Here is a 12227-nt window from a genome sequence, read left to right on the forward strand (position 1 = left end):
GTTGTAACTGGCCACGATGATGTTCTCCCGGGAGTTTAATACGGCCCGCAGGCGGACACTGGTCTGGTTGTGCAGGGCCAGCTGCCACGGGTGCTTCGGAATGAACTGGGGAACCAGGACGGTAGTCGAGTAGTTCCGGGCCTCCGCCCGCTTGGCAATCACGTCAACAAAACGTAAGGTTGGCTTGGCGATTGAACGGTAGGAGGAGTGGATGTCGACGAAGCGGACATCCGGGTACTCCGCCTTGAACTCGTTGGCCGTCTTGTGCTCCTTGCCGGGGTTTTCATCAAACGATACGTGCATTGCGATGACGTAATCCCCAATCGAACGGGCATAGTTGATCGCTCCCCGGGTAACCCGGGTCACGTTCCCCACCAGGACGATGACGGTGGAACCGTCGTAGTCATGGAGCTGAACCTTGGTTTTCTCTGCTACCCGCAGCTGGGCCGCCACCTTAGCGTAGTGGGAGTGGACGGCGTGGAACATGTAGAGCAGGAGCGGCATGATGATCAGGTATGGCCAAACATTGCTGAAGTGCTGCCAAAAGAGGCAGACCACCAGGATGAAGGAGATCAGGGCCCCCACAAAGTTGATGCAAGCCTTAGCAACCCACCAACCCTGACGTTCACGGAACCAGTGGATAATCATTCCGGATTGGGACAGGGTAAACGGCACGAAGACCCCAACCGCATACAGCGGGATCAGCATGTTGGTCTGACCATGGAAGATCAGAATCAGGATGATCGCCCCGATCGCCAGGGAGATAATCCCATTAGAGTAGCCCAGCCGGTCCCCACGGTCCATGAAGGCGTGTGGCATGTACTTATCCTTAGCCATGTTGAAGGCCAGGATTGGGAAGGCCGAGAACCCGGTATTGGCCGCAACAGCCAGGATCATGGCTGTCGACAGCTGCAGCAGGTAGAAGCCAATGCCGTGACCGCCGAAGATCTGGGCCGCCATCTGTGACATGATCGTAGTTCGTGAGTTCGGAACAACGCCCAGGTAGAAGCTGAAGAAGATGATGGCGATGAAGAAGAAGGCCAGGATGGCACTCATGATCGCCAGGGTCGTCGCCGCGTTCTTCTCCTTAGGCTTGTTGAAGTTTGGCACCGCGTTACTTACGGCTTCCACCCCGGTCAATGAGGATGAACCAGCCGAGAACGCCCGGATGAACAGGACAAACGACATCCCGGCCACCGGGGTTCCGTAGTCAGCAACCGCGTGGTAGTGAATCTGCCCGCTAATGATGTTGTAACCACCCCAAATGATCATAACCATCGTCATCAGGACGAAGAAGTAAACCGGTACGGTCAGGAAGTTGGCGCTCTCGCTCATCCCCCGCAAGTTCATGAACATGATCAGGAGGACAATGATGATCGAGATCGGCACCGAGTAGTGATAAAGGGCCGGGATGGCCGAGGCAATGGCTTCGGTCCCGGAGGTGGTAGAAACCGCTACGGTCAGCATATAGTCGACCAGGAGTGATCCCCCGGCGAATAGTCCCCCGTTACTACCCCAGTTTCGGGTGGCCACCACATAGGCGCCCCCACCGCTTGGGTAAGCATGGATAATCTGTTGGTAGGACAGGGTAATGGCTAGCAGCAGAATCAGAACAATCGCCGCGATCGGGATTGAGTACCAGATTACCGCTGCTGACAGGGTGACCAGCACCGTGGTGATCTGCTCTGGACCATAGGCAACTGACGAAATAGCATCCGACGACAGCATTGCTAGGGCTTTAAACTTGGTCAAGTGGGTTTGCCCTTCATCGAGGGTTTTCAATGGTTTTCCAATTAACACGCGTTTAAGATAACGCCACATTTCTCTCCCTCCCAATTGTTTTTGATTTGGGTCAGTGAATTGGCTCCATTAATTTAATTATCGTATTAATTTAGATAACTGGATAATATTATAATTTATTCTTAACGTTTGCAACAAGCATTTTGGAACTTTTTTCCTTAATTAGGATAAATTAGTCCTAAAGTTTGACCCGCTGGTTAACCTCTTCGGCAACGTGGTCAACTTCCGGCAGGTGACTATGTGTCCCCCACCAGTAGAAAAGCAGGGAGACGACGATGATGACGACAAAGTCCCACGGGTACTTGACCCAGTCCTGACCGCCAAAGCCCTCACTGCCAGCATAGGACATAATTGAAATAAAAATCAGGTAGCACAACAGCCAGGCACTGCTCTTCAGCTGAATCCCCCAGGCCGTGTGGTGATAACGAAACTCATAGTAGAGGTAAATTGGCAACCCCAGGGTAATCACCAGGATGACCTGGATCGTCGTTGGCCACATCGTCCAGTAGATCGCCAGGCTGGCCAGGACAAAGGCTACTGGAGCCAGCCAGGACATGTACTTAGGAGCAAAGGGCCGCTTCAGGTCGGGGCGCATCTTGCGCAGGGCCATCACGGTCACCGGCCCGGTCAGGTAGGCAATCAGCGTCGAGCCGGTGATAACCGTCGCCAACAAGCTCCAGTTTCGGAAGGTATTGACCAGGATGACCGCCAGAACAAAATCCGCTACCATGGCAAAACGCGGAATCATGTACCGCCGGGCCAACCGCCCCAGCCACTGGGGCAGGTGCTTGGTATGGGTCATCGCTGCCAGGGCCCGGGAGGCCGTCGCCACGAAGGCCACCCCGGTCCCAAATGGTGACACAAAGGCGTCCATGTAGAGGAGGATGGCCAGCCAGTTCATCCCGAGGAGGATGGCGATGTCGGCAAACGGTGAGGTGAAGTTGATCCCGTGCCAGCCCCCCTTGGCCAGCATTGCTGGGTCAATCGCCCCGATGAAGGCCACCTGGAGCATGATGTAGATCACCGCGGTAATGATCATCGAAATCAGGACTCCCCGAACGATATTTTTGTGGGGGTTGACCATTTCACCACCCATATTGATGATCGTCTGAAAGGCATCGTAAGACATGATGATCCCCGAGACTGCCGCCGCCTCAAAGATCGACCGGCTCCCGTACGGCATGAAGGTCCCGACACTGTGGCCGAAGTTGGCCGGATGAAAGCCGGCAACGACCAGCATGAGGATGGTTAGTGATGGCAAGACAATCTTGAAGACTGAAATCAGGTTGGTAAACCGCGTCATCAGCTTGACCGACCAGAAGTTAATCAGGGTGAAGACCAGCATGAAGAGAATTACTACCCACATGCCCGCACCAGTGATATTGCCATTCTTCATAAAGTGGTGGGTCCAGTTGGCCCAGGACCAGGGCCAAGAACTCATGTACTGGACCGAGGCCACGGCCTCCATTGGTACCAGGGTGATTAGGGAGATCCAGTTAGCCCAGGCCGCAATGAAGCCAAGCAACTGACCGTGACTGTACTGAGCGTAGCGGCTCATCCCCCCACTCTCAGGGAACATCGCCCCTAGTTCAACATAGGTTAGAGCAATGCTGATGATAATCACCGCCCCAAGGACCCAGGAGATGATGGCAGCCGGACCGGCCACCCTGGCGGCGGTCCCGGCCCCAAACAGCCACCCTGACCCAATCAGGGAATTTAGGGCCAACATGATTCCCGAAAAAAGACTTATCTTCTGTACTTTTAGTTTTTTCATCTTAACTCCCCTCTGCGAAGGTTAACTTTTCCTTAAATATTAGTGTGTATGCTCTACTTTACCACAAAGCTAACCCCGCGCGGTTCTAAAAAAATCTTTAGCACCAGGGAATTATTTCCCAGGAAATAAAAAATAGCCGGTCGGATTGTTATCTTCAACCAGCTATCTAATATCAAATTTTAACGTATCAGGGGCAGATTACATCATCCCACCCATGCCAGCGCCGCCTTGCGGAGCAGCAGGAGCATTGTTCTTACTGTCGTCTGGCTTGTCAGCAACAACGGCTTCAGTAGTCAACAGGAGTGCTGATACGGAGGCCGCGTTTTGCAGAGCAGAACGGGTAACCTTGGTTGGGTCAACAATCCCAGCCTTAACCATGTCTTCGAACTTACCGTCAGCAGCGTTGTAACCAATGCCAGGCTTTTCGCTCTTCAATTGGTTAACAATAACGGAACCCTCAACACCGGCATTTTCAGCGATTTGACGAACTGGTGCTTCCAGAGCGTCCTTGACGATGTTGACACCAGTTGCTTCGTCGCCGTCAGCTTCAACCTTGTCCAGGGCAGGCAAAACGTTGATCAGGGCCGTACCACCACCAGGTACAAATCCTTCTTGAACAGCGGCCCGAGTTGCGTTCAGGGCATCCTCGATGCGGTACTTCTTTTCCTTCATTTCAGTTTCGGTTGCAGCACCGACCCGAACAACGGCAACACCACCGGAGAGCTTAGCCAGGCGTTCTTGGAGCTTCTCCTTATCGAAGTCAGAGGTTGCCTTGGAGATGGCCTGCTTGATTTGGTCAACCCGTTCAGCGATGGCTTCCTTGGCACCAGCACCGTCAACGATGGTCGTGGCGTCCTTAGTAACCGTAACCTTGTTGGCTTGGCCAAGCTGTTCAACCGTAGCGTCCTTCAGGTTCATACCCAGGTCATCGGAAATGACGGTACCACCAGTCAATACGGCGATATCTTGGAGTTGAGCCTTCCGCCGGTCACCGAAGCCAGGAGCCTTAACAGCAACCACGTTGAAGGTACCACGGATCTTGTTCAATACAAGGGTTGGCAGAGCTTCGCCGGTAATGTCATCGGCGATAATCAACAGTGCCCGGCCTTCCTGAACAACACTTTGCAGCAATGGCAAGATGTCTTGGATGTTACTGATCTTCTTGTCTGTGATCAGGATGTATGGGTTGTCGAGGTCGGCTTCCATCTTGTCGTTATCGGTTACCATGTATTGTGACATGTAACCACGATCGAAGCTCATCCCTTCAACAACGTCCACGCTGGTGTCCACACCACGGGAGTCTTCCAGGGTGATTACCCCGTCGTTACCAACCTTTTCCATGGCGTCGGCGATCAACTTACCAACTTCTTTGTTGTCCGCGGAAATGGAGGCAATTTGAGCGATGTCATCCTTGGTCTTAACGTCGTGTGACATCTTCTTCAGTTCTTCAACAGCGACCCGAGTTGCCTTGTCAATCCCCCGACGGATACCAACTGGGTTAGCACCGGCCGTGACGTTCTTCATCCCGGCGTTGACGATTGCTTGGGTCAGAACCGTAGCGGTCGTGGTCCCGTCACCGGCGATGTCGTTGGTCTTGGAAGCAACTTCGGAAACCAGCTTAGCACCCATGTTTTCGAAGTGGTTTTCCAGTTCAATGCTCTTGGCAATCGTTACCCCATCGTTCGTGATGGTTGGGTTGCCGTAGCTTTGTTCGAGGACAACGTTACGACCCTTAGGACCCATCGTGGTCTTAACCGTGTTAGCTAACTTATCAACACCGTGGAGCATTTCGTTTCGTGCATCTTCAGAAAACTTAATTTCCTTTGCCATTTATTGTCACCTCATCAAATGAATGTAATGATTTTAACGTTTAATTATTGTGGTTAAATAAATTTAGTCAATTACCGCAACTAAATCCTTTTCGTGGACAACCAGGTACTTCTCCCCGTTGTATTCCACTTCGTTACCGGCGTACTTATCAAACAGAACCCGGTCACCTTCCTTAACAGCTGGAGTGAGCTTTTGTCCGTTGTCTAAGGTCCGACCTTCACCAACGGCAATAACCCTTCCAGTAGTTGGCTTTTCCTTTACATTGGAAGCAAGGACAATTCCACCAACCGTCTTTTCTTCTTCAGTTTCAGCTTTAAGAACAACGCGATCTCCTAATGGTTTTAACACGTTAATCCCTCCATCTTGTTAAAATTAGTTTGTCATTTTAGCACTCATCATTCCTAAGTGCTAACCACATTTATTACTATAACATCTTTTCCCCGAATTGCAACCAGAAAGTTTGACCAATTTTGACTATTTTGTCACCCTTTTGGTTTAAGACACGAAAACGGGTCGGAAACGCCCATGGCATTTCCGGCCCGTCGACCAGTTACTTATTGTCTTCCGAATAGTTCTTGATAAAGTAGATCAGGGTTTGCAGTTCGTTGGTCAGGTCAATGTTTTGGACCTGAACATCCTTAGGTACGGACAGGCGGACCGGGGTGAAGTTTAGGATTCCCTTCACACCCGCCTCAACTAACTGGTCGGTAACCTTCTGGGCCTTAGTGCCCGGTACCGCTAAGATGACCACGTCGATCTGCTGCTCCTTGAGCTGGGTCGTCATCTCCTCGGCTGGGTAGATTGGAATCCCGCTCTTAACCGTGTTGGCAAATTCCGGCTTGGTATCAAAGGCCGCACTGATCCGCAGGTTGGTGTCCTGGTGGAAGTTGTAGTTAAGCAAGGCGCTCCCCAGGCTCCCGACCCCGACCAGGGCCACGCTGACCAGGGAATCCTGGTGCAGAATACCCTTAAAGAACTTCAGCAGATTGGCGACGTCATAGCCGTAGCCCCGCTTCCCCAACTCACCGAAGTAGGAGAAGTCCCGCCGGATGGTTGCTGAGTCTACCTGAACGGCCTCGGATAATTCAGTTGATGATACTCGTTGCTTGTTAGCGCTCAGCAGCACCGTCAGGTAACGGTAATAAATTGGTAAACGACGGGCCGTAGCTCGCGGAATCTTTTTGCTTGGCATATTTGTTCCTCCTATAAGTATTTATAAACAATCGCTCATTTCAACTCTTACGCTTATGATTGAGCAAATTATCGCTCTCAATTCGATTGCTTGTGAAATTCACATTACATTTTATTCTAGCAACTTTCCCGCTGATTGTGAACCAATCTACAATAAAAATCCCGTTTTTTATAATTTTACAATCTGCCTTTTACAAAATCTGCTAAAATAGAATCTGATTTAGCACACACTATTTAATGAGGTTTCATTCATGATACTTTTACAAACTAACGACGTCATGCGCCGCTTTGGTGCCGATGTCTTATTTCACAATATCAATCTCCAAGTCCAGGATCACGGTCGGACAGCCCTTGTCGGCCGCAACGGTACCGGCAAGACGACCCTCTTGAAGATGATTGCCGGGATCACCCAACCGGACGAGGGAACGATCAGCAAGGTCAAGGACCTAACAATCGGTTACCTGGCCCAGGACCAGGGGCTCGATAGTCAGAACAATATTTGGGCCGAGCTCGACCTGGTCTTCACTCCCCTCCACGAGATGGAAAAGGAAATCCACCAGCTGGAGGGCCAGTTGGCAGACCTTGATCCAAATAGCGACCAGTACCAGCAAGTGCTTAACAAGTACGACCGCCTCCAGGGGGAATACAAGAAACAAGGTGGCTTTGAGTATGAGTCCCGGATGCGGGGGATCCTGCACGGTTTCGGCTTCGGTGAGGAGTACTACGACACCCCCGTCGACGCCCTCTCCGGTGGTCAGAAGACCAAGCTGGCCCTGGCCAAGATCCTCCTTCAGGAACCCAACCTCCTGATCTTGGACGAGCCCACCAACCACCTCGACATGAACGTTCTAGCCTGGCTGGAGGACTACCTCAAGAGTTACCGTGGCGCCCTGCTCGTCGTCTCCCACGACCGCTACTTTCTCGACCACGTTGTCAAGGACGTCTACGACCTTGACAACCGGACCCTAACCCACTACACGGGTAATTATACCCAGTTCGTCGCCCACAAGCAGGAACGGCTCAAGGCGGAATGGAAGCACTACGACCAACAACAGAAGAAGATCGCCAAACTGGAGGATTTTGTCAACCGTAACATTGTCCGGGCCTCAACCACCAAGCGGGCCCAGGCACGGCGAAAACAGCTGGAGAAAATGGATCGCCTGGAGCAGCCCGAAACCGACGACCGGTCAATCCACTTCCAATTCCATAGCAACCAGGATAGCGGGACCGAGGTTCTTGACGTTGAGAACGCCAAGGTCGGCTACAACGACCAGGTGCTGGCCGGCCCCCTCTCCTTTACAGTGCGCAAGCCACAGCGAATCGGGATTATTGGGCCAAACGGGATCGGTAAGTCAACCCTCCTGAAGTCACTGCTCCATCAGATTCCCTTGGTCAGCGGAACGGCCAGGTTCGGGGCCAACCTTGAGATCGGTTACTACGACCAGGAGCAGCAACAACTCCATCCCGAGAAGACCGTACTTGATGAGGTCTGGGACGACCACCCCGAGGTTCCCGAGAAGGACATCCGCTCCCTGTTGGGCAGTTTTCTCTTCGTCGGTGATGACGTCTACAAGCCGGTTCACGATCTTTCCGGTGGTGAGAAGGCCCGCTTGGAGCTGACCAAGCTCTCCTTTAAGCCGATCAACTTTCTAATCCTTGATGAACCGACCAACCACCTAGATATCGACAGTCGGGAGGTCCTGGAAAACGCCATCAATGAGTTCTCCGGAACGGTCCTCTTCGTCTCCCACGACCGCTACTTCATCAACCAGGTAGCCACCGACATCCTCGACATGCATAAGGATGGGATCACCCACTACGAGGGTGATTACGACGACTTCCGAGCCGAACAGGCCAAGCAGCAGGCCTCAACTACGACAACCGGCACGACCAGCCAGGCGCCAAATATCTCCACGGGTAAGCAATCCTACCAGCAGAGTAAAGAACAGCAGAAGGCCCGCCGTAAGCTCCAACGCCAGGTTGATAAGCTAGAGGCCGAGATGGGCGAGCTGGAGAAACGGCAGGCCCAGCTCCAGGAAAAGATGAGTCAGCCGGAGATCGCCACTGATATCAGCAAGCTGACCGACCTGCAAAAGGAACTTGATGCCGCCCAGGAGAAGGTCGACGAGGTTGAACTAGCCTGGACGACAGCCGCCGAGAAGTTGGAGGAGTTTGACCAGCAAGACTGATCCACTTCGCGCTTGACAAATAATTCGCAGTGACGTTAAATTAAGATATGGTCATAGTAGGTCCGCCCAGAGAGTGGGGTCACCGGCTGTAAGCCCCACCGCAACACCGAATCCAAGCCAGTCTGATCTAACATGTAAATAAACAATTGAAAAAGAGTAAAGCACGTCTTTAAACGAGAATGGTAACGCCGTAACGGGTGTCTCGATTAAGGGCGTGCTTTTGTTTAAGGAGGGATTTGCCTTATGGCAGCAAAGAAGCAACGAATCGTCGTCAAGGTGGGAACCAGTAGTCTGATTCTTCCCAATGGGCAGACAAACCTACACGCAATCGATGGGCTGGCGTTCACCCTTGCTACCCTCAACCACCAGGACTACGAAATGGTCCTTGTCTCGTCTGGGGCCATCGGGGTCGGTCTGGCGAGCCTGGGTCTAAAAGACCGACCACATGAAATTGCCAAGCAGCAGGCCTTGGCCACCATCGGGCAGACCGAGCTGATGCGGATCTATTCGCAACGTTTTCTCGACTACCAGACCAAGGTCGGTCAACTCCTCTTAACCCGGGACGTCCTTCACTTCCCGGTCAGCCGCCAGCACGTCCTCAACACCATCTCGACCCTGCTGGCAGACGGGGTTGTCCCAATCATCAACGAGAACGACCCCGTCTCCGTCGACGAGCTGGACCACCACACCACCTTCAGTGATAATGATGAGCTCTCCGCCCTGGTGGCCACCCGGATCCATGCCGACCTGCTGGTGGTCCTCTCCGACATTGACGCCTTCTACAACAAGGATCCCCACAAATACTCCGATGCCCAGCCGATTCGCCGGGTCGCCGAAATGACACCGGAACTGGCGGCCGCAGCCAGCGGATCCAGTACCCGCTTCGGTACCGGGGGAATGGTCACCAAGCTCCACGCTGCCGCCACCATAATGAAGGCCCACCAGCGGATGATTCTCTGCAACGGTGCCGACCCGAAGATTGTCTTCAGGATCGTTAACGGCGATGAAGTCGGCACCCAATTTGGTAAGTAAACAGTAAGGAGGAAGTTATCATGAACGAAACACTCATTGAGATCGGCCAGCGTGCCCAAACGGCCGCTGACCAGGTAGCCCTGCTCGACACCGCAACAAAGAATCGGGCCCTGGGCGCCATGACCGATGCCCTGCGGACCCACCAGAATGAAATTATCACCGCCAACCAAGCGGACCTTGCTCAGGCCACCGATATGCCCAAGAAATTCACCGACCGACTAATGGTCAACGAACAGCGGGTCGCTGACATGGCCAATGGGCTGCGGACCGTCGCCCGGCTTGCCGATCCAACCGCCCGGATCGACCGGGGCTGGATTAACGCTGATGGACTGCAGATCCTCCAACGGCGGGTCCCCCTCGGCGTCATCGGCATCATCTTCGAGGCCCGGCCAAACGTCACCGTTGACGCCACTGGGCTGACCTTCAAGAGCGGGAACGCGGTCATCCTCCGTGGGGGAAAGGAGGCTATCCGGACCAACACCGCTTTAGCCAATATCCTACGGGCTGCTCTGGAGAAGCAGGGACTGCCAGCCGATGCGGTCCAGCTGATTGAAGATACCAGCCACGAGCTGGCTCAGGAGATGATGAACCTGACCGACTACATCGACGTCCTCATCCCCCGCGGTGGTCGGGGACTGATCCAGCGGGTCGTCAAAACGGCCACCGTCCCCGTCATCGAAACCGGGGCCGGCAACTGCCACGTCTATATTGACAAAGACGCCGCCCTACAGATGGCTACTGATATCACCGTCAACGCTAAGGTCCAACGGCCGTCCGTCTGCAACGCCGCCGAGAAGCTTCTGATCCACCGGGACGTGGCGGCTAAGTTCCTGCCGACGATCGCTCAGGCCCTGCTCGACCACGGTGTTCAGCTCCGTGGTGATGACCAAGCCCGGGTCATCGTCCCTCAGATGCAGGCCGCTAGTAACGCGGACTGGGACACCGAATACAACGACCTGGTCATGGCCGTTAAGGTGGTTGATTCCTTAGATGATGCCATCCAGCACATCAACCATCACAGTACCCACCACTCCGAGGTTATCGTCACTGACAGCATTGAGCGCGGTCGAGCCTTCCAGCAGCGGATCAACTCCGCCTGTGTCTACGTCAACGCCTCAACCCGGTTTACGGATGGTGGGGTCTTCGGCTTCGGTGCCGAAATCGGCATCAGTACCCAGAAGCTCCACGCCCGCGGGCCGATGGGACTGGACCAGCTGACAACCATCAAGTACGAGATCACCGGTAGCGGCCAGGTGCGGCACTAGGATTCTAAGGAGGAGATAGACATGAAGATTACAGTTGTGGGCGTCGGCAGCATGGGCGGCGCCATCGTCAAGGGACTTATCAACAGTGGCGTCGATGAGGTCAGCGGCCTCAATCCGACCAACCCCCGGGTCAGCAAGCTGGCCGACCAACTTGGCTTCCAGCTCTTTACCACGGCCAGTGAGGTTATCGAATACCGGCCTGACGTGGTTATCCTGACCACCCCGGCCAACATCACGGTCGCCGTGGCCAAGGAACTCGACGGTCTACCGGGCAGCACCGTCATCATCTCGGCGGCAGCCGGGGTTCGCCAGCACGATCTGCAGGAGGCACTGCCGAATAACACGATTGCCACAATGATTCCAAACACCCCGGTGGCAGTCAACGCCGGCACCATCGGTCTGGCCCTTCCTGCTCTGGATAGCAAGGATAACAGTGCTAACATTACCCACGTCTTAAATCAACTTGGCGACGTCATCCTGGTCACCGAAGACAAGCTCGACATCGTGGGCGTCGTCGGTGGCTGTGGTCCCGCCTTCGTCGACGTCTTCATGGACGCCATGAGCGATGCCGCGGTCAAGCACGGGTTGGATCGGCGAACCGCCTACGAATTAATTGCCAGCATGGTCAAGGGCACCGGCGCCCTCGCCTACGACACCGGAAAGAGTCCGGCCGCACTACGCGACGAGGTGACCTCCCCAGCCGGCACGACGATCAAGGGGGTCGAGGCCCTGGAAAAGCACGGTTTCCGTTTCGGCGTGATCGACGCGGTCAACAAGGCTAACGGTGAAAATTAGCCATACTATTAATCATAACCACCCGTAAAACGGGTGGTTTGCACAGCGGCTATAAGCCGCAAAGATAAGCCAGCGTCTCAAGGCGCTGGCTTTCTCTTCGTTCAAGCCAAAATGCTCTGACTACTTCGCTACTGCTTTAAGCAGTGTTTGTATTACTTCACCTACCCTTAAAAGGGTCGGAATACTCAACGGTTGTCAATTTATCTTGCACTTGATCATGCTTTTCTTGGTCTCTAATATATTTTCGTATTGTGGATTCATTCAATCCAACTGTACTGACGTAGTATCCTTCGGTCCAAAAATGGCGATTTCCAAACTTATACTTCAAATTGGCGTGATGATCAAACATCA

The 12227-nt window shown here is 53.7% G+C and carries 10 protein-coding genes; 4 read left to right on the forward strand and 6 right to left on the reverse strand.

Annotation, left to right across the window (positions count from 1 at the left end; genetic code table 11):
• From FD34_RS05035 to FD34_RS05055, 5 genes are all read right to left on the reverse strand, one after another.
• Positions 1 to 1821 (reverse strand): APC family permease (locus FD34_RS05035; RefSeq protein ID WP_057807383.1); only part of this gene is annotated, 1821 nt, incomplete at its 3' end.
• Between the two features lie 157 nt (positions 1822 to 1978).
• Positions 1979 to 3574: an APC family permease gene (locus FD34_RS05040; protein ID WP_057807385.1), complete on the reverse strand. Its 1596-nt coding sequence runs from the start codon at positions 3572 to 3574 to the stop codon at positions 1979 to 1981.
• 198 nt (positions 3575 to 3772) lie between these two features.
• Positions 3773 to 5404 carry a chaperonin GroEL gene (gene groL, locus FD34_RS05045; RefSeq protein ID WP_057807387.1) on the reverse strand — a complete coding sequence of 544 codons (1632 nt, stop codon included), beginning with the start codon at positions 5402 to 5404 and terminating at the stop codon, positions 3773 to 3775.
• A 63-nt stretch (positions 5405 to 5467) separates the two neighbouring features.
• Positions 5468 to 5752 carry a co-chaperone GroES gene (gene groES, locus FD34_RS05050; protein ID WP_057807389.1) on the reverse strand — a complete coding sequence of 95 codons (285 nt, stop codon included), beginning with the start codon at positions 5750 to 5752 and terminating at the stop codon, positions 5468 to 5470.
• Positions 5753 to 5954: 202 nt separating this feature from the next.
• The gene (locus FD34_RS05055; protein WP_057807392.1) at positions 5955 to 6596 is read right to left on the reverse strand and encodes a redox-sensing transcriptional repressor Rex; all 642 of its coding nucleotides are present in this window, start codon (positions 6594 to 6596) and stop codon (positions 5955 to 5957) included.
• Between the two features lie 250 nt (positions 6597 to 6846).
• Here FD34_RS05055 and FD34_RS05060 point away from each other — a divergent pair, with 250 nt between their 5' ends.
• The 4 genes from FD34_RS05060 (at position 6847) to proC (ending at position 11876) form a co-directional block, all read left to right on the forward strand.
• On the forward strand, positions 6847 to 8784 hold the full coding sequence (locus tag FD34_RS05060) for an ABC-F family ATP-binding cassette domain-containing protein (RefSeq protein WP_057807394.1): 1938 nt from the start codon (positions 6847 to 6849) through the stop codon (positions 8782 to 8784).
• Positions 8785 to 9027: 243 nt separating this feature from the next.
• On the forward strand, positions 9028 to 9816 hold the full coding sequence (proB, locus tag FD34_RS05065; protein WP_057807396.1) for a glutamate 5-kinase: 789 nt from the start codon (positions 9028 to 9030) through the stop codon (positions 9814 to 9816).
• Positions 9817 to 9836: 20 nt separating this feature from the next.
• On the forward strand, positions 9837 to 11081 hold the full coding sequence (locus tag FD34_RS05070) for a glutamate-5-semialdehyde dehydrogenase (protein ID WP_057807398.1): 1245 nt from the start codon (positions 9837 to 9839) through the stop codon (positions 11079 to 11081).
• Between the two features lie 21 nt (positions 11082 to 11102).
• A complete protein-coding gene (gene proC, locus FD34_RS05075; protein ID WP_057807400.1) occupies positions 11103 to 11876 on the forward strand; it encodes a pyrroline-5-carboxylate reductase in 774 nt (257 codons plus the stop codon).
• Between the two features lie 157 nt (positions 11877 to 12033).
• Here proC and FD34_RS08445 read toward each other — a convergent pair.
• A partial coding sequence (locus FD34_RS08445) for a transposase (RefSeq protein ID WP_191980203.1) occupies positions 12034 to 12227 on the reverse strand: 194 nt, incomplete at its 5' end.

This window comes from Limosilactobacillus pontis DSM 8475 (assembly GCF_001435345.1).
In the GTDB taxonomy this organism is placed as follows: Bacteria; Bacillota; Bacilli; order Lactobacillales; family Lactobacillaceae; genus Limosilactobacillus; species Limosilactobacillus pontis.

Bases quoted from the DNA above. Each gene is read 5' to 3' on its own strand.
- FD34_RS05040 (WP_057807385.1), bottom strand. From the start codon at position 3,574: ATGAAAAAACTAAAAGTACAGAAGATAAGTCTTTTTTCGGGAATCATG.
- groL (WP_057807387.1), bottom strand. From the start codon at position 5,404: ATGGCAAAGGAAATTAAGTTTTCTGAAGATGCACGAAACGAAATGCTC.
- FD34_RS05055 (WP_057807392.1), bottom strand. From the start codon at position 6,596: ATGCCAAGCAAAAAGATTCCGCGAGCTACGGCCCGTCGTTTACCAATT.
- FD34_RS05060 (WP_057807394.1), top strand. From the start codon at position 6,847: ATGATACTTTTACAAACTAACGACGTCATGCGCCGCTTTGGTGCCGAT.
- proB (WP_057807396.1), top strand. From the start codon at position 9,028: ATGGCAGCAAAGAAGCAACGAATCGTCGTCAAGGTGGGAACCAGTAGT.
- FD34_RS05070 (WP_057807398.1), top strand. From the start codon at position 9,837: ATGAACGAAACACTCATTGAGATCGGCCAGCGTGCCCAAACGGCCGCT.
- proC (WP_057807400.1), top strand. From the start codon at position 11,103: ATGAAGATTACAGTTGTGGGCGTCGGCAGCATGGGCGGCGCCATCGTC.